The 16805-nt window shown below is 42.9% G+C and carries 18 protein-coding genes; 12 read left to right on the forward strand and 6 right to left on the reverse strand.

What is annotated here, in order from left to right; genetic code table 11:
* Nucleotides 1-131: 131 nt before the first annotated feature.
* The 5 genes from MHH86_RS05410 to MHH86_RS05430 all read left to right on the forward strand — a co-directional run bounded on the left by MHH86_RS05410 (nt 132) and on the right by MHH86_RS05430 (nt 5436).
* On the forward strand, nt 132-1283 hold the full coding sequence (locus MHH86_RS05410; RefSeq protein ID WP_051491128.1) for a winged helix-turn-helix domain-containing protein: 1152 nt from the start codon (nt 132-134) through the stop codon (nt 1281-1283).
* Between the two features lie 74 nt (nt 1284-1357).
* Entirely contained in the window at nt 1358-2659 is a 1302-nt protein-coding gene (locus MHH86_RS05415) for an MFS transporter (RefSeq protein WP_036680431.1), read from the forward strand.
* Between the two features lie 838 nt (nt 2660-3497).
* Entirely contained in the window at nt 3498-4064 is a 567-nt protein-coding gene (locus MHH86_RS05420; RefSeq protein WP_339811804.1) for a histidine phosphatase family protein, read from the forward strand.
* Between the two features lie 179 nt (nt 4065-4243).
* Nucleotides 4244-4561: a transposase gene (locus MHH86_RS05425; protein ID WP_036683594.1), complete on the forward strand. Its 318-nt coding sequence runs from the start codon at nt 4244-4246 to the stop codon at nt 4559-4561.
* A gap of 11 nt (nt 4562-4572) precedes the next feature.
* Entirely contained in the window at nt 4573-5436 is an 864-nt protein-coding gene (locus MHH86_RS05430) for an IS3 family transposase (protein ID WP_342479777.1), read from the forward strand.
* Nucleotides 5437-6164: 728 nt separating this feature from the next.
* On the opposite strand, the gene MHH86_RS05435 is transcribed toward MHH86_RS05430, so the two are convergent.
* From MHH86_RS05435 to MHH86_RS05455, 5 genes are all read right to left on the reverse strand, one after another.
* The gene (locus tag MHH86_RS05435) at nt 6165-6947 is read right to left on the reverse strand and encodes a TatD family hydrolase (RefSeq protein WP_076141951.1); all 783 of its coding nucleotides are present in this window, start codon (nt 6945-6947) and stop codon (nt 6165-6167) included.
* Nucleotides 6944-8077 carry a copper amine oxidase N-terminal domain-containing protein gene (locus tag MHH86_RS05440; RefSeq protein ID WP_076141952.1) on the reverse strand — a complete coding sequence of 378 codons (1134 nt, stop codon included), beginning with the start codon at nt 8075-8077 and terminating at the stop codon, nt 6944-6946. Before MHH86_RS05440 ends, MHH86_RS05435 begins: the two co-directional genes overlap by 4 nt.
* Nucleotides 8078-8180: 103 nt before the next feature.
* Nucleotides 8181-8492 carry a hypothetical protein gene (locus MHH86_RS05445; protein WP_036686758.1) on the reverse strand — a complete coding sequence of 104 codons (312 nt, stop codon included), beginning with the start codon at nt 8490-8492 and terminating at the stop codon, nt 8181-8183.
* A 12-nt stretch (nt 8493-8504) separates the two neighbouring features.
* Complete coding sequence (locus tag MHH86_RS05450) at nt 8505-9152, reverse strand: hypothetical protein (protein ID WP_036686760.1); 648 nt, start codon at nt 9150-9152, stop codon at nt 8505-8507.
* A 170-nt stretch (nt 9153-9322) separates the two neighbouring features.
* Nucleotides 9323-9742 (reverse strand): MarR family transcriptional regulator, encoded by a 420-nt coding sequence (locus MHH86_RS05455; protein WP_076225047.1) that lies wholly within the window; start codon nt 9740-9742, stop codon nt 9323-9325.
* Nucleotides 9743-9961: 219 nt separating this feature from the next.
* On the opposite strand from MHH86_RS05455, the gene MHH86_RS05460 reads away from it, so the two are divergent.
* Both MHH86_RS05460 and MHH86_RS05465 read left to right on the forward strand, forming a co-directional pair.
* Entirely contained in the window at nt 9962-10528 is a 567-nt protein-coding gene (locus MHH86_RS05460; RefSeq protein WP_036686762.1) for a sigma-70 family RNA polymerase sigma factor, read from the forward strand.
* Nucleotides 10525-11487, forward strand: a complete 963-nt coding sequence (locus MHH86_RS05465) for a DUF4367 domain-containing protein (protein WP_036686764.1) — start codon at nt 10525-10527, stop codon at nt 11485-11487. Before MHH86_RS05460 ends, MHH86_RS05465 begins: the two co-directional genes overlap by 4 nt.
* Before the next feature lie 398 nt (nt 11488-11885).
* Here the strand turns inward: MHH86_RS05465 and MHH86_RS05470 are convergent, their stop codons facing one another.
* Nucleotides 11886-12008 carry a hypothetical protein gene (locus tag MHH86_RS05470; RefSeq protein ID WP_342479655.1) on the reverse strand — a complete coding sequence of 41 codons (123 nt, stop codon included), beginning with the start codon at nt 12006-12008 and terminating at the stop codon, nt 11886-11888.
* Between the two features lie 30 nt (nt 12009-12038).
* Here MHH86_RS05470 and MHH86_RS05475 point away from each other — a divergent pair, with 30 nt between their 5' ends.
* The 5 genes from MHH86_RS05475 to MHH86_RS05495 all read left to right on the forward strand — a co-directional run bounded on the left by MHH86_RS05475 (nt 12039) and on the right by MHH86_RS05495 (nt 16623).
* Nucleotides 12039-12626, forward strand: coding sequence for a sigma-70 family RNA polymerase sigma factor (locus MHH86_RS05475; RefSeq protein WP_036686766.1), 588 nt, complete (start codon nt 12039-12041; stop codon nt 12624-12626).
* Entirely contained in the window at nt 12613-13371 is a 759-nt protein-coding gene (locus MHH86_RS05480; RefSeq protein WP_036686768.1) for a DUF3600 domain-containing protein, read from the forward strand. The genes MHH86_RS05475 and MHH86_RS05480 overlap by 14 nt, the downstream gene beginning before the upstream one ends.
* Nucleotides 13372-13627: 256 nt before the next feature.
* The gene (locus MHH86_RS05485; RefSeq protein WP_036686769.1) at nt 13628-15013 is read left to right on the forward strand and encodes a helix-turn-helix transcriptional regulator; all 1386 of its coding nucleotides are present in this window, start codon (nt 13628-13630) and stop codon (nt 15011-15013) included.
* Nucleotides 15014-15158: 145 nt separating this feature from the next.
* Nucleotides 15159-15332: an aspartyl-phosphate phosphatase Spo0E family protein gene (locus MHH86_RS05490; protein ID WP_094903681.1), complete on the forward strand. Its 174-nt coding sequence runs from the start codon at nt 15159-15161 to the stop codon at nt 15330-15332.
* Between the two features lie 205 nt (nt 15333-15537).
* Complete coding sequence (locus tag MHH86_RS05495) at nt 15538-16623, forward strand: outer membrane lipoprotein carrier protein LolA (protein ID WP_036686774.1); 1086 nt, start codon at nt 15538-15540, stop codon at nt 16621-16623.
* Nucleotides 16624-16805 lie beyond the last annotated feature (182 nt).

Consider the following 16805-nt stretch of genomic DNA (forward strand, 5'->3'; position numbering starts at 1 on the left):
AGGAGAGAGCAATTTTGCAGAGGAATCTGTGGGTTGCTCTTTTTGTATGTTCTTTTTTGAGGTGGAGTAGGCCTTGGACGGACTGTTATAATGTAACCAATGAGCGGGTTCGGGGAAAGTGAGGTTCTATCATGCAGCTGGAATTAAATGAAAGTGAATATAAAGTGACCGCAGAAGGGATAACGATAGAATTATTCCCAAAAGAATTTACGCTTTTTCAGTTCTTGTATAAAAATAGAGGGCGTACATTCAGTCGAGAACAGCTGTTGGATAAGGTGTGGCCGCTTGAATATCCGGTAGAGCGAACAGTAGATGATCATATTTATCGGCTTCGTAAAAAGCTAGGCAAGTTTCAAGACTTAGATATTAAGACTGTTCGGGGATTTGGTTATAGTCTGACTATGCAGGAGCCCTCAGCTGCTATGGCCAATCCGACTACATATGACTTAGAGATGCAAAAGACGATGCGGGAGGTATTCAAGAAATATCACCTATATGGCCAAGGTCGCTCGATGTTAATCCTCGCACGCCAACAGGATGTTTTGGGGTATGCGATGGATCCGTTTTATTCGATCTATATTCATTTTGTACAGGGAGATTTGGATTGGCTGCTGAACACAACCGAGGTGGGGATAGAGGAACGGTTTTATTCCTTATTAATCTGTTATGTTCTATTGGGTGATCCTAAGAAAAAATTAGAGTTCTGTGAGTTGGTCCTTGAGAAAAAAATTCTTTTGCCGCCTCAGCATCGCGAAGTGGAGATTCTAAATATTCTGGATTTGTACACGCTGGCAGGGCAACCGGAAAAAGCACTGGAACGACTAAAGCTAACATATGAAGTGATTAAAGAGCCGGGGTATGAGAGTTTCATTCCTATAACGGCGACCTCAGAAATGCTTACACACTTGTGGATGGGAACAGAAGATCACGTAATAGAACGGATGGCAACAGACATTGAAGCACTTTTGCTGGAGAAACCTTATTTGCGTGAGATTGGTAGTTATAAAGTTACAAGGGGCTTGTGGTTTCTACGGCGCAAGTCTTGGCGTGAAGCCGAGCAACTGTTGGATGAGGCACTTCAGGTGCTTGAGATGTCAGGGTTCGTGCCGATACGGATATATGCATTGTACCGAATAGTTCATTTTTGTAAACAGTTTCCACCTAAGCCAGCTTTGTATCGCAAATATGTGGATATATTTGAACGGGAGAAGGAAGAGCGGGGATTCCATCGGTTAGAACAATCCTTGGATACCGTGCTTACGAACCTTGTGACTGCCCCCTGATAATTCTCTGACAATTCTCCATTACATTAAGGTCATGCTAATAAGTTCTTAATTGTAATTTGGAGGAATGTTTAATGAATGCTTCAACACAAGCAGGCACGAGCCTGCTTAAGAACAAGGTGTATATGCGTGTGTACAGCGCATATGCGACGGCTACCTTTGGGGATTGGTTCGATGCCTTAGCAATTCAGGTACTCGTAGGGTACCGCTGGCAGGCCAGCCCGCTAATGCTGGCTTTGATTCCGGTCTCCATAGCTTTGCCGGGGATTTTGCTGGGCTCGTTCGCAGGGGTAGTGGCTGACCGACTGAACAAGCTGAAGCTAATGCGGATGTGTGATCTGCTTACGGCATTGTTAACCGTATTCGTATTATTTGCTCCCAGTATGGTGTGGTTGCTCCCGTTATTGATGTTGCGTGCTGCCATTTCTACGTTAAACGTGCCTGCTCAGCAGTCGATGACCCGTAGTATGGTTAGAGAAGACCAACTGCTTCAAGCTACCTCGCTTAATGGGCTTGTAAATCAAGGCTCGAAAATCGCGGGACCTTTACTGGGCGGCTTCGCGTTGTCTGTTCTTACGCCACAGTGGTGTATATTGATCAATGCTTGCCTTAGAGGCTGTTCCTATTTGCTCCTACTTACAGTTAAGAAAAGTGAAGTAGAACAAGTTGGCACAGAAGGCAAGGGCGATCAAGAGGAACGTGTTGCTCTCCGCACGATGTGGAAAGAAGGCTGGAATTTTATGCTGCATAGTAGGTTGCTGCTAAATACCATGCTGTTTGGCATAGTCTGTTCAATGGCTATTCAGATGATTGATTTTCAATTCACCAGTCTATTTAGGGTACTTGCACCCTCTAATGAATCTTTACTGGGCTGGCTCGTGGCGGCATCCGGAGGCGGTGCTGTATTCATCATTATGGTCATGAACAAAATGAATCGCGGAACAGGTTATGGCTGGAAGCTTGGAACGGGTTATGTGCTGATGGGTTTATCGGTTGGGGGACTTGGACTGCTTCAGCCAGGAGCTTCCAGTATTTCTGTATTGCTATTAGGGTTCTTACTAGGTATTGGGAATGGAATTTTTATTATCACGTTCAATTATTGTCTGCAAAAAGAAACACCCCCGCATATGACAGGGCGTGTGTTCGGTATTCAGAGTACCATTCTTAGCGGAGTTATGATTGGCGCACCACTTCTCGGCGGAATGATGGTTCAGATTGCTGGGCCTAGCCGTATCTTTTTGAATTTCGGCATCGTAATCGCTCTGATTGGTGTGCTGGGCATCGCATTTGGGCGTGTGCTGTGGCCCGCGCAGAAAGAGATGAACGATAGCTCTGCGGAGCAATCTAGGACAGTTGAGGTGATGGAGGGGAGCTAGCAGGTAGCACGCTAGTCTAGCTAGCGGGACTTCCTAGCTGGACTAGAAAGTTTGAGTGGTAAAGATAATCTAGCGTGGCAAACTAGCTAAAACTTAGCTAGACTGGGAAGGTTGAGTGGCAAAGACAATCTGGCGTGACTCCCTAGCAGATACTTAGCTAGACTAGACAGGTTGAGTGGCAAAGATAATCTAGCGTGACAAACTAGCCGTTTTCTAGCGTGACTAGAAAACTTGAGTGCCAAAGAGAACCTAGCCTGACAACCTAGCCGATACTTAGCTAGACTAGACAGGTTGAGTAGCAAAGATAATCTAGCGTGACAAACTAGCAGATACTTAGCTAGACTGGAAAGGTTGAGTGGCAAAGATAATCTAGCGTGACTTCCTAGCATTTAGTTGCAGAATGTGCAGTTAAATTCCCCTCCATCGATCAAACTGGGATTTAGTTGTATTTTGTGCAGTTATTATTTGATATTCTCCCTTTTAGTCTAGGAATGATGATTTTTAGTTGCACAAAGTGCACTTATTTGCTCAGGATGTCTCTTTTTACGCTTAATAGCTGTATATAGTGCAATTAAGAGTCTCCTTAGTCATAGTCGCCTTAATATGTGACTTCTCAGTAAGTGACTTCTCAATATGTGACTTCTCAATAAGTATCTCCTTAATAAGTGACCTCTCAATAAGTTATTACTTTGTGATCTAAAGCAACTGCTGCACGAAACGTTATAAGTTACAATATTACCTAGCCCGATAGGACAGTTTCTCGTCCGTAAGGGCTTTTTTAGTGTGTAGAGGAGATTGGCTAGAACATTAGAATTTGTAGAGGTAAAGGAGGGAAAGGATGGCTACTTTTATTTATATGGTGAGGCACGGTGAGTCGCCCAAACTGCCCGGAGAAACTGAAAGGACTCGCGGACTAACCGCGAAGGGGGAGGAGGATGCCCGCAAGATAACGGAAAAACTACGTCTGGAAGGAATTCAAGTCTTCTATTCAAGTCCATACCTTCGGGCTATACATACGATTTCTGGATTGGCGCAGGACTTAGGAGCAGAGATTCAGAGTGTTGAAGACCTCCGGGAAATCCATTTCTCGGACGGAAATAAGATTATGACTGATCAGGAGCTGTATCCATTACTGACAAAAATGTTTGAAGATCCGGATTTTGTCCCAGTTGGTGGGGAATCCATTCATGCGTGTCAGAAGCGTTCAGTTAGTGTGCTGGCAGAAATACTGAGCAATCACAGCGGTCAAAAGGTTGCTATTGGAACTCATGGGGCAGTCATGACGCTTATGATGAACTATTTTGATGCCAAATATGATCTGAGCTTTCTTCTTCAAACCACAAAGCCGGATATTTATAAAATGAAGTTCGCAGGCGGAACGTTAGTGGGTGTGGAGAGGTTATGATTATTGGGGACTGCTTACAAGCGTCCCGAGTCATCATCAACCTGAGGCTTACGGACCCAGATGACATTATTCGCAGATTATTAGCCTTTGGAGCATGGTTTCGGACTCCATGAAGCTAGAATAAAAAGTGGACAGTAGTTAACAGACTGGCGATAATGAGTCCACGGAGGTGTGTTCACATGGGAGAACATCGACAACGGTATAACGAAGAATTTAAAAAACAGACAGTGCAGTTCATTCAAGAGCAAACAAAGACAGTGGGCGACTTGGCGGAAGAGCTCAACATCCCAAAAAGTACCCTGCATCAATGGATGAGCCAGTATCGAGAACTAAAGAATGAACCGGCAGCTAGCGTGGATCGAGTACGGGAACTCGAGGCACAGTTGAAAGAAATGAGCCGACAACTTCAAGAAAAAGATAACAAGATTGCTGATGTGGAAGAGGAATTAGCGATCGTAAAAAAAGCAGTGCACATCTTCAGCAAACCAAGGAACTGAGATTCCAGTTTATTGAAAAACATCGCTCCGAGTTTCTCTTGGAGAAGATGTGCATGACCCTACATGTGTCACGGAGCGGGTACTACAAGTGGCGGACAGAAAAAACCAGTACGCATATGCTTCGTAAGGCTGCGATAATGAAGCGAATTCAGTATCATTTTGCAGACCATCAAAAGCGGTATGGGAGTCCGAAGATCACCCGCCTGTTGCATCAAGAAGGTTATACCGTTACCGAACGCACGGTGAGTGTGTACATGCGACATATGAAGCTTCGCTCCATTGTCTCCAAAACGTATCGCGTACAGACCACCGACTCCAATCATGACCATCCGATTGCCCCGAATACGCTGAACCAGCAATTTAAAATACTCAAACCCAATTCAGTATGGGTTACCGACATTACGTACATTCCTTGCCGGGGAGGGCGCTTGTACCTGGCTAGTGTGATGGACCTTTGCACGCGCGAAATCGTGGGGTGGCGCTTGGAGAACCATATGGAAACTAGCTTAATTTCGGGCGCCTTACAAGATGCTTACGAAGCTAAACAACCGGAAAAGGGTCTATTACATCACTCCGATAGAGGTTCTCAATATACTTCTCATGAATACAGGCAGCAGTTGAAAGCGTATGGCATGGAGTCCAGCATGAGCCGCAGAGGTAACTGTTATGATAACGCCTGTATCGAGTCGTGGCACAGCATTTTGAAAAAGGAGCTCATTTATTGTAATCCACGATTCAAAACTAAGGAGCAAGCCTACCAGACACTTTTTCAATATATTGAGTTTTATTATAACCGCAAGCGAATGCATGGCGCGCTGGGGTATCTTTCTCCAGTTCGTTTTGCTGAGCAATTGACTAGAATGTCTATTGCGTGACTGTCCACTTTCTTGACAGAGGTCCACCAGCGTCGTTATTCCTTAAAAAGAGCACCTTATTGGGTGTTTTTTATGCCAATAGCGACTCTGGGGTCCTTTCTCATCCCAAAAGTGGGGAATTGCTGCATATAAGGTCAGCTGTGTCCGATAGCGGCTTCACACACGTAAATACGTACGAGTGAATACGCACGAGTAAATACGTACGCGTAATTACGTACAGGTAATACGTACACGTAATTAGATACACGTAAATGGGTACGCGTAAAATACATACGCATAAATAAGTACACATAAACACGTACGCATAAATGCGTACAGGTATAAGTACGCGTAAACTACGTCCACGTAAATACATACGCGTAAATTACGTACGCATAAATACGTACGAGTAAATACGTACGCATAAATACGCACGAGTAAATACGTACGCATAAATACGTACGCATAAATACGTCCACGTAAATACATACGCAAAAATATGTACGCAAAAATATTACCGAAACGAAAATGGGTAAGGGGATTTGGATTAAGTAAGGTTGGCTTGTGAACAGTACTTCCACTATGAAAAATACGGCTTCACAAGCCAAGCTGTGTTTAATCATAACGTTAGTCTGACTTTAGGCTATTCTAGCTAAGGCACTGACTTTCTTCTACTCTAACAATAGAACTATCTACAAGCAATAGATCTATCTATAGTCTATAGAGCTATCTACAAGCTATGAAACTATCTACAAGCTATAAAATCGCTTAGTATTCGCAGTCACTAACTCTTCCGCTTCGCCGGGGGTGTAACCATGGAGCACTCCCCAAGCAGCGGCGACTTCGCGAATCATAGACGGATGGGTTATATTCCCAGCAAAAGGTCCTTCGAACGGCCAAGGACCATCGGTTTCAGCCATGACTAGCTCTGGGGGATAACGGCGGGCAAGCGCCTGTATCTCCGGCTCATACAGGATATCCGGGGTGAAGGAGATATAGTAGCCGTTCTTAATCATGCGGGCAATGGCTTCTTCTGGACCTTTGAACCAGTGAAAGTGGGCATGCTGTATGTTATGTTTTTCCAGGAGATCACAAGCAATAAGCGCATCTTCATAGACAGCATGCAGCACCACAGGTTTATCGAGACGGGCAGCTAACCCAAGCAACTGATCCAGCAGCTCAATATAGGGCTCCATATCAAAGGTTTCGCCACGTTCTAAAGCTTCAGCACGCGTATAGTAAGGCAGCCCGATTTCCCCCACAGCAATATAATCCTCACTAGATTGACTCTCGATCCATTTCAGCAGAGCAGCCAGCTCAGCATCCTGCGGCAGGGGTTGCTCTGGATGAAAGCCATAAGCTGGACGGACCACGCCGGGATTTATGGCTGCAAGTCTTTGGGTGCGTATACAAGAGTCCAAGTTCATAGAGACAGCGATAAGGGCTTTAATTCCCATGTCAGGCAGTTCACTCAGTATCTGTTCGGCAACTTCAGGTTCATATTGCTCTAAATGTATATGGGCATCAATCATAACTGTTCACCCTCCACGTAAGAAGCTAATTCCTCATGAACCTCAAAGCGAATAGAGTCGGGTTCCATTCCATCTTTTCCCGGTTTGTAGGCAAAGGTTAGTGTGCCAATACTCTCCAGAAATCCAATATAAACATTTGTTTCCGCCTTTAGCTTGCCCTCTTCCACTATGTAGTGAGTAACAGCACCAATGCCGGCTTGTTCGCCTAGATTGCCATCCTCAGCACGATCTGGATATCGCAAAGTCACCATGGATGGAGTTGAGCCTTTAACTTGAATTTGAATCAGGGCGTCCCCTTTTTCATTAGAAATTTTTGACGTAACCAATGCGGAGGCGGCTTTATCTGCAGAAGGGACAGTGACTTCTTCCCACGGGTTAGGCTTAATCACGTGAAGTTCCTGCATGGACATGCCCGTACCTGTTCCGAGCCACAGAATGACAACGACTTCTTCCTGTCCATCCTGATCGATGTCGGCATAATGAATCTCAGGAGGGTAACTTAGGAGTCTGGGTGTTTCCCAATCAAATGTATGCTTGTTACCGTTCACCTCTACAACAAATCCTTCGTAGGTACCGCCATCTTTAAGGGCAGTATACAGCTTCACTTGGTCATTTTCTGTAGCAATAGCGAGAGGTTCGCTGGGTGTTCTGACGGTAGTACTAACATCCCCTGATGTTATTAATACTTCAGTTCCAGCTGCATTCAGCTGCGCAGTGGCACCAGACAGAGAGTTTAAGGAATCGGCAGGAATATATAAAATACCATTTCGTAGAATAGCTGGTCCTTCAAGCGAGGTTTGATATCCATCAGCTTGCATATACTCATTGTCCGGCGTCAGAACATAACTACTGCTTCCATCAGAGATGGTCAAGGTCTTTAAGTTATTATCCCATTTTTGTTCTGAGGTGTAGTATTCCATTAGTACTTTTGCAGGTACATAGACCTTATCATCTAGGAAAAAAGGGGAGAGAGTAGGAAGAACGGCTTCGCCGTCCACGATTAGTTTCAGTGGTGCTGAAGTAGCTTGTGTTTGATTAATAGCCATTGTTGTATCCATATCTATGGTTGCCGATGCTCCGCATCCGGCCAAAAAGAGCGTGATAGCTCCTATAGCGATGATTTTATTCATAATTACCTCCAGGATAAAGTCCAGTCCCCTTAAGTATAGAATAAAACAGCGCGTTGTAGGTCACTTTCTATTAACAAAGAGAATACAAGCTTGTTACAGTTCGCTAGTTTTTTATAAAATGCAGGCATCCACGCAATAAACGACGAGTGTAATAGAAAGAAATGAACAAAAGTAAGGAGAGGCACAGACCAATTGGAAGGCTGAGAATGTTCGGGAAATCATAATCTGGGAAGGCATTTAGTCCTATCCCTTTGATGCCAACAATACCTAGCACACCACCGATAGGTGCAATGATTGCACAGACAACACTCCCCACGGCCCAGACACTAAGGATCGGTACACAGAACAAGATGGTGGCACCTTTGGCGATATTTTTGAGTACAGTGGCTCCTGACAAATGAGTGATTTTTTCCATGTAGACTCTCCTTTATTGGTTTAAAAATACAGTTCGGTCAACTTGCGACTTAAGATCCACCGTTAGACTTTTGCTATAGCGGATTTCCCCAATGGTACAACCCGGTCCGACGATGATTTCTTCACCGCACACAAGGTCAGCTGTCGTCCGGTATAACGTTATGCTAGTTCCTTCAATCGTTGTGCAGGTAAGTTTTCGAAAAGGGTGCATCAGCGCATTAATCAACTTGGAGGAGGGTTTAACGATAATGTCACCGCCAGCTCTCATAACCTCGACTGTGCTTCTATTGCCTAAACGGATCTCAATCGATGAATCTGCATTTAGTCTCTTTATGTTCACAGCACCTTCAGCATAAAAAGTCCCGGCCGCAGCATTTTCTGCTACGGACATGTATCCAGAAGATCGGAGATTATCTGCTTGGATATTTTGAACGCGCAGACTCCCTAGATTGTTTACCTGATTGGCCTTACAATTCCCCCCAATTGTACAGTCGCCAGATACTTTGAGTTTTGATGTCGAGACACTACTTTTAGTACTTAAGTGGCCAAACACATCAACAGTGACCGCACGAATATTCTCTCGGACAAACAGCGAACCTCTTACCTTCAACGGTGGATCGATCATGTCAGTACGTTCATAAGTATTGTTATTATTGGACATTTACAGTACCGTCCTTCAAAATATATTTTAATGATTAAAATATATATTCATTATAATATATAGTCAATATAATAATTTGGGAGTTTAACATAAAAAACACTGCCGTCAGTTTCCTGACAGACAGTGTTTATAGAAAAGAGTATAGCTGATAAGGAGCAAAATGAAGGCTGTTAGTGCATCATTTGTTCCATCAATTTATTTATTTGTTCTAAAGTTCCGGAGATTTTATTCAGATCTGAGGTAGGAAATGCTTCAAATATTGTATGGATACGCTGATCGCCTTGTTCTGTAAGGACAATATTGACAACTCTGCGGTCTTCTTTAGTCCGCACCCGTTCAATAAGTCCGGCTTCCTCAAGTTTATCGCACATGGAAGAAGCGGCTCCGGGTGTGACCACGAAGCGTTCAGAGATGTCAGTAATGTTCAAGCTTCCGGTAAGCCGGAGTTGAAACAGCAGCATGATCTGATTGTGAGTCAGGGCTTCCTTTTTAGTGATCATATCAATGAAAAACTGGGATTTCTGCTGCACATTTGCCATAGATTCCATGACCTTATGGATAGCATTTTGTTTCTCTTCCTTTGTGCTCATAACATTGCCTCGCTCCAATTTACTTTAGTTACTAAAATATATAGAAGCTATAATAAGCTTGTCAAGTTGACGGGTTACTGTAGCTTGGTTAGAAAGACTGAATTTAGCGCTGGAACCCTTCTTTTTTTTATATCTTGTAATGAAATTGGAAATATATCGTATTAACTGATGAATTTACTTAGCTAAGTGAAAATTTGGTGGGAAAGGAGAGTTAGATTGATGCATGAGCGCGCATTGCTTCATCCTTTTGTTAAAGAGAATATACAGGAAAATACTGACATAAATGTTTTGTTCACAACGATTTTTGAAACCTACTATAAAAGAATATTCAACTACATCGCTTACCGGGTTAGTTCTCTCCATACGGCTGAGGATCTGACAAGCCTTGTTTTTGAGAAAATGTTGGCGAAACTATCGACCTATTCTCAGGAAAAAGCTCCTTTAGAGGTATGGTTATTCGCCATTGCCAGAAATGTGGTCAATGATCATTACCGGAGTTTTAAAAGGAAAAGTTTCTTTTCGCTGGATGCCGTCAAGGAACTGGTTTCTAGCAGAAAAGATCCAGAATGTTTGATCCTCCAGGGAGAACGTAGTGGAAGGCTTAACGAAGCCTTGAATACATTGAGCTCAAAGGAGCGGAATATTGTGGCTCTAAAATTTGGAGCTAATCTGAGAAATAGAGAGATTGCCCAGGTTACGGGAATTTCGGAGAGCAATATCGGTGTGATACTCTACCGGACTATGAAAAAGCTGAAGACTGAAATAGGGAGCGTGGAGCAGCTATGAACAGTAAAGACATACAGCAGAAGTTCTCAGCAGATTTAGATGAAAGTATATATGGAGCGGCAAATGATTTAAAGGGTGCTGGGGAGTACAAGGAGCTGCTGGAGCTAGGCAGGGTTCTGGCCCATAAAGATTTCAGCGAGGGCTCTGACAAAACAGCCATTCTGAATAAGGCTCGGAGAAAGTATGCCGGCCAAAAGGAGGAGAAAGGATTGCATACAAAACATAGATTAAGACGTCCTGCTGTTATGCTGGCAACTTTGCTAGTGGTTAGCGTATTAAGTGTAACTTTTGTGCAGCCGTCATTTGCACAGGAGCTGTTAATGAAAGTATTGCAAACGATAAACTTAGGCCATATTGTAGCCCATGAAGTAGAATTTTCTGCGGATTCCAACGTGATTCCGGATGACTTTAAGGGGAAGATTTTTGATAGCAAAGGAAATGCGTTTGTGACCCTCGACGCTGCTCAAAAGGCAGGTGATATCTACAATGCTGATGGGGAAAAAATCGTCGGAGTTGAAGACGGCAGACTGGTTACGCAATCTGAGAGGGATCAAGAGAAAGCGGAATTGCTGATCGAGAGGGATTCTAGCAAGCTAAATGAATATACGATTTTTAATGTGGGATTGCCGGAGTATTTGCCAGACGGTTATACCTTTGATCGTGCAGAGTTTTATAAGGATAGCAATGGTGAAGTAATCGACAGCAAATATATTAATTTATATTTTGTTAATGAAGCTACCGATGAGATCATCTCGATGCAGCAGCGGCACGCTGATTCCGAAACGGCTTATGAGATGTCGACGGATGGCACCATCGAAAAAGTGAAGATTAACGGAGTTGATGCTGTATTGGTTAATGGAAAAGGGTTGGACTGGGAAGCCAATGGAGTCTTATACGGTGTAACATCAGCTAGCTTGGACAAGAATGATTTGATCAAAGTTGCTGAGTCTATCCGCTGACTGATTTTTTAGAGAGATAGGCGGTTACTGTTCGAGTATATATAGGCAAGGGGATGATCCATATGGATCTCCCCTTTTTCGCTTTATTGAGGGCACATGCAAACAATGAGTGGGAGAATATAGCTGTACTTCGTACAACTATATTTCTGCGAAATAACGCTTGGATGGATATAATTGTATTTCGTACACTTATTTTCACGATTTATCCCACTATAGGAAGTTTCTCCGCTTTTTAATTGTATAGAATACACTTAAAATCAGAGTAAACCTTTTTGCATATGGAATAAGTGTACAGAATGCAGTTATCTCATAGATTTCTGCGGGATCCGGCCAAAGCTGGCGTGTAAAGCCGAACATCAGCTTCCACCGCCCATAATCTGTTCAAGCAAAGCTGAACATCAGCTTCCACCTGTCCATAATCTGTTCAGCTGGCAGTCGCCTCGGCTTACTTCATCTACTCCATTAAGCCGCTGCAGAGTAAAAAATAAATCGAACGATTTATTCTCTATGTACCAATACATAGTGTAAGACCGAAGGAGGGATTGAGAGGGATGAAACATCCAAATGAATATTCTCAGCTCATTGCGCTTACGCTAGCCGGCAGCCGTGAAGCGTACAGTGAACTATATGAAGCAACGATTCGGGATGTGTATCAGACCGTTCATTTTCTCGTTCGCGAAACCTCCGATGTGGATGATGTTGTTCAGGAGATTTATATTCAGGTGCACCGGTCGCTTGAGCAATTTGACGTCAATCGTCCTTTTAGGCCTTGGCTTATGGGGCTGGTTATGCGGCAAATTCATGCCTATCGAAGAAAGAGATGGACGCATCTCCGAATGGTTAAAAAAGTAGAGCAGACTGATTTAAGGATGGAACCTGATTTCACTAGTGATGTTGTGGACAGGTTAGCTAACCGCCGTCTACTAGCAAGTGTAGATCGTCTTCCATTTAAGCTGAAGCAGGTGATTATTCTGCACTATTTAAATGAATATTCACAGGAAGAAAGTGCCGCGATACTGGGTATCCCTCTGGGTACGGTGAAATCCCGTATTCATGCTGCACTGCACAAGCTTCGTCAGAAGCCGGAGAATCATACTCTTTTTAAGGGAAAGGTGGAGGACCTGCATGAATTTCAATGAAGAGTTACGGACAGTTCTGCAGGAAGAGGCGAGAAATCTAAGTGCCCCACCGGAACTGAAGAAGCAAATACTAAATCAGACCGAGACGAGATCAGGGGGAAGACGAATGAAAAAATGGCTTGTAGCAAGCATTTTGGCGGCTGCATTATTAATTCCTACTGGAGCATATGCCGGATATAATTATTTGGCGGATACCCTGTATGGCTCACAAGCAACTGCTGCTACGATTGGAGTAACCCAGCAACAATATGACAGGCTTGAAGCCAAGCTGCAGAACGCGAAACAAAGCTTTAACGAAGAGGAATTTACAAGATTGATGTCTTTACTAGAGGAATTGGGAGCTTACAATCTGCAAATGGCCGATGCTGACGGAGTCTTTCACCTAGAACAGTTAAGTGCGAAAGATCAAAAGGCATATAATGATTTACAGGTTGAGCTTAAACCTTATTTCGAGAAAATGAATGAAAATGAAATCCCTCAGGCAAAGGCGGCTGTCGTTGATCGTGATACTTTCTGGAATGGCGTGCTGGAAAAAGCTGAACAGAGGTTTACTAAAGAAGAGTTTGAGGAGATCGAACAATTAATAAATGAGTTGCAAAGCTATGATGCCAAGGTATTTGATGCAGATGGAAGTGTTCATATGGATCGGCTTTCGAAAGAGGAGATACAAAACCAAGAGAAGTTAATTGAAGCGCTCGGTCCTTATATAAATAAGCTGGACATGATGATTAAACCTAGTTCTTAGTTGAATTTAAATGCATGTATTGAATAACTATGGATAGAAGTAGCATTAGAAAAGCCACCAGAAAAGGTCTAATACACCTTGTGTTCTGGTGGTTTTTTACATTCGGCTAATTTGTATTTTATACATCACTAATTGAATAAATGTATAATCAATTAAGCCAAAAAAAAGTATTTGACCACTGGAATAATTAGACATATTATTATTTAAATACTATTGATCTATATATGAATCATGATGGCGAAAGGTGGCTTTGATCATGAAGCAGATGACCATTCGTGCAGAACTGGCGGACTACCTCAAGAAGAATGGAATAACAATTAATCAATTCGCAGAGGTATCTAAAGTGAATTCGGGCACAATTAGCAACATTATCAATGGGAATCGGCCTATAGCCATGCAGCAATTAGACCGTATTACAAAAGGTATGGGATTAGAAGAAGGCGGCTTTTATGATATGTATGTGGAGGAGTGTTTCATACATTCCAATCCCAATTGGAGACGACTTCGACCTTTTCTATATCGCTGTGCTGAACTAGATAAGCTGGAATGTATAAGTCGGGTGATTGGAATCATGATGGACAGCCTATCTTATACACCCTCGTTGTTTGATACAGCAGAAGATTTTTTTGTACAAGGAAAATATGATGCTGCAGCGTTGTTATACCGGAGTGTCGCGGAGAGTGAGAAGTATCAGCATTCAGAGCGGCTGGCTTTTTGCCAATACAGACTGTTCACGATTGCTCTAGGGGGTGATCAGGATCTGAATTTGCGAGCAGCTGTGCAGTTTGAGGGTTTTGTAAATCGGCTTGATGAAGTCGATCAACTTGACGCGCTGAAGGCTCTGGCGAATACATATAGCGCATTGAGGTATTGGGATAAGGTAATGCTCATAGCTATTGAAATTGAAAAAAAAGCATCCATTCAATATAAGTATAATAATGAGCGAGCCAGAAAAAACGGGTTACAGAAGGAACCTGCAATGCCCTTATTTTCATATATTCTATTTTCTTATGTGTTACGTTCAGTAGTTTACAGAGAGCTGGGAGATTATGATAGAGCATTGCAGTATGTTAACCTTTACATGGATATGAGCTGGATCCGTGAGGATACGGAGGAAGCTTTGCAACTTATGAATCGATGTATGGGTTGGGCACAGGGCAATATATATTTACTGAGAATTTTAAAAGGTGATGTGACAGCGCTTCCGGAATATGTGACCTATATTGAAAAAAGAGAGGAAGACATTCTTCCAGGTCTGTTCAAAATCCTTCAGGCAGCCAATCACTATGATTTTAATGTGGATGATATTCTTCAGCGGTTTGAGCAAGAAATATCAGATTATAGAGATCAGCAGAGAAATCTTAAATGTTATAATCGACAAATTATCGAAGACAGATACACTTTTTTTATGGCTGAAATAGCATTGTATTATATAAGAAGAGGAAAATATGAGCTTAGTATAAAGTATATAATGGATAGTTTGGAGACTTCTATAAGGATTAATAACGAATCCTGTATAATAAAGTGTGTCAGAATGTTTGAGCAGCTTCGGCATACTGCATCTTTAGAAACGCAGAAGCAATACCAAAATCTGATTAGAATCAATGAAAAGAAAAATGGTTTTGTTATTGGAAGTGCCTAGTATTGATAGTTTTATAGAAGAAACAAAAAAGAGTTTTCAGATTAAATCTGAGATCGCTATCTATTGAATTGTAGTAATGCACTTTAATGTAAAATATAGAATTTGACATATACCTCTAATATATTAAATTAGGGAGGTAGTGTTAATGAATGATCAGGAAATTATCCAAAAGAGAATAGAGGGTGCTAGAAAAAAACTTTATTTAATGGAGAGGCAACACGGAGGGCTTTTGCATCCGAATGTGATCAGACAGTCCATGAGATTAGATGAATTAATTAATCAGTACAATAAAGCAGTACATAGCGATAATGAGGATTGAAGAGAATGGTTAAACACCCTACATAATGATATTGCAACTTCTGATGAAGTATAGAGCCAGCGCTGTGCGCGGGCTTTTTGGCTTGTTAGATCTCATAAAATAAATCAATGCTGCACGCTTGTCATGCCCGTCTGCATATTGCGGCCAAGTCCCTCATAGACATGTACTAATCAATGCATTCAAAACAGGTTAAGGGGATGATGTCATGCGCCGGATAACATGGGTACTCGCGATCATTATGAGCGTGGCCCTGGTGATGACGGGGTGCGGGAAGAAGGATGCCGCTTCCGTAGTCAAGGATTTGAACAATGTGGCTGACAAGTTGGAAAGTAAGCAGGGAACGTACCAAGGTTCTGGCACAATGACCCTGTATACCGGGGAACAGCCGCAGGAGTATAAGGTAGAAGTATGGTACAAGAATCCTTCCTACTACCGGATCAGCTTGGCAAATGTTCAGAAGGATATTACGCAGATCGTACTTCGTAATGATGAGGGAGTGTTCGTACTCACACCAAGTATGAATAAGAGCTTCCGTTTCCAAAGCGATTGGCCGGATGATCAAGGTCAGGTCTATCTGTATCAGACGTTGGTTCGTGGCATAGTTTCGGATAATAACCGCCAATTTGTGGAAGATGGAGATAACTATGTGTTCGAGGTAGCCGCGAATTATCAAAGCAATGCCCTTGTGCGGCAAAAGATTTGGCTTGATAAAAAGACTTATGAGCCTAAACAGGTTCAAGTCTCTGATTCTGAGGCGAAGGTAGTTGTAAACGTGAAGTTTGACACCTTCAAATTCGATACGGATTTCACCAAGGATTCCTTTGATATGGAAAAGAACATGGCCTCGGGTAAGTCCGCAGAGAGCACAGTAGCTGAGGTTGATGAGAATGGTAATCCGGTTACAGCTCCTGAGGGCCAGGAACAGGCTGAACAACCAGTGGCAGCAGAGCTTGGAGACTTTGGGATCATTGAACCTGATTATATTCCAGCTGGTGTAGAGTTCAAGGACTCGCATAAATTGGAGGGCAACAAAGACCATGCTGTTCTCATCCGATATGATGGGATTTATCAGTACACTATTATGGAATCCCGTCCACTGGACCGTGCGGTAGCACTGGCGCCTGGAACCCTGAAAGACCTTGGTTTTACATGGGGAGTTTTGAGTGGGGATGAGCAGCAGACATTGACTTGGATGTCTGAGGGTGTAGAGTACCGAATTACAAGTGCCAATCTTCCTGCTAATGAAATGATGCAAATTGCCGCTTCTATGGAGGCACAATCGGGTAAATAATAAAAAGTAGGCGGATACTGCGTTTTGTGGGATTCTTTCCTCTACAACGTAGTATCCGCTTTTCTTTATTTGCCGGGGCTCCAGCACACATTGACAGCCACCTTCTGTAGCATTACCATTGGTACTAAGACAATGATTAATGCAATGCAGCAATGACGTTTTACTACAACGTAAGAAGGTGA

The sequence above is a fragment of the Paenibacillus sp. FSL F4-0097 genome (assembly GCF_038593125.1).
Lineage (GTDB): Bacteria > Bacillota > Bacilli > Paenibacillales > Paenibacillaceae > Paenibacillus_AQ > Paenibacillus_AQ odorifer.

Bases quoted from the DNA above. Each gene is read 5' to 3' on its own strand.
- MHH86_RS05410 (WP_051491128.1), top strand. From the start codon at position 132: ATGCAGCTGGAATTAAATGAAAGTGAATATAAAGTGACCGCAGAAGGG.
- MHH86_RS05415 (WP_036680431.1), top strand. From the start codon at position 1,358: ATGAATGCTTCAACACAAGCAGGCACGAGCCTGCTTAAGAACAAGGTG.
- MHH86_RS05420 (WP_339811804.1), top strand. From the start codon at position 3,498: ATGGCTACTTTTATTTATATGGTGAGGCACGGTGAGTCGCCCAAACTG.
- MHH86_RS05425 (WP_036683594.1), top strand. From the start codon at position 4,244: ATGGGAGAACATCGACAACGGTATAACGAAGAATTTAAAAAACAGACA.
- MHH86_RS05435 (WP_076141951.1), bottom strand. From the start codon at position 6,947: ATGATTGATGCCCATATACATTTAGAGCAATATGAACCTGAAGTTGCC.
- MHH86_RS05440 (WP_076141952.1), bottom strand. From the start codon at position 8,077: ATGAATAAAATCATCGCTATAGGAGCTATCACGCTCTTTTTGGCCGGA.
- MHH86_RS05445 (WP_036686758.1), bottom strand. From the start codon at position 8,492: ATGGAAAAAATCACTCATTTGTCAGGAGCCACTGTACTCAAAAATATC.
- MHH86_RS05450 (WP_036686760.1), bottom strand. From the start codon at position 9,152: ATGTCCAATAATAACAATACTTATGAACGTACTGACATGATCGATCCA.
- MHH86_RS05455 (WP_076225047.1), bottom strand. From the start codon at position 9,742: ATGAGCACAAAGGAAGAGAAACAAAATGCTATCCATAAGGTCATGGAA.
- MHH86_RS05460 (WP_036686762.1), top strand. From the start codon at position 9,962: ATGCATGAGCGCGCATTGCTTCATCCTTTTGTTAAAGAGAATATACAG.
- MHH86_RS05465 (WP_036686764.1), top strand. From the start codon at position 10,525: ATGAACAGTAAAGACATACAGCAGAAGTTCTCAGCAGATTTAGATGAA.
- MHH86_RS05470 (WP_342479655.1), bottom strand. From the start codon at position 12,008: ATGTATTGGTACATAGAGAATAAATCGTTCGATTTATTTTTTACTCTG.
- MHH86_RS05475 (WP_036686766.1), top strand. From the start codon at position 12,039: ATGAAACATCCAAATGAATATTCTCAGCTCATTGCGCTTACGCTAGCC.
- MHH86_RS05480 (WP_036686768.1), top strand. From the start codon at position 12,613: ATGAATTTCAATGAAGAGTTACGGACAGTTCTGCAGGAAGAGGCGAGA.
- MHH86_RS05485 (WP_036686769.1), top strand. From the start codon at position 13,628: ATGAAGCAGATGACCATTCGTGCAGAACTGGCGGACTACCTCAAGAAG.
- MHH86_RS05490 (WP_094903681.1), top strand. From the start codon at position 15,159: ATGAATGATCAGGAAATTATCCAAAAGAGAATAGAGGGTGCTAGAAAA.
- MHH86_RS05495 (WP_036686774.1), top strand. From the start codon at position 15,538: ATGCGCCGGATAACATGGGTACTCGCGATCATTATGAGCGTGGCCCTG.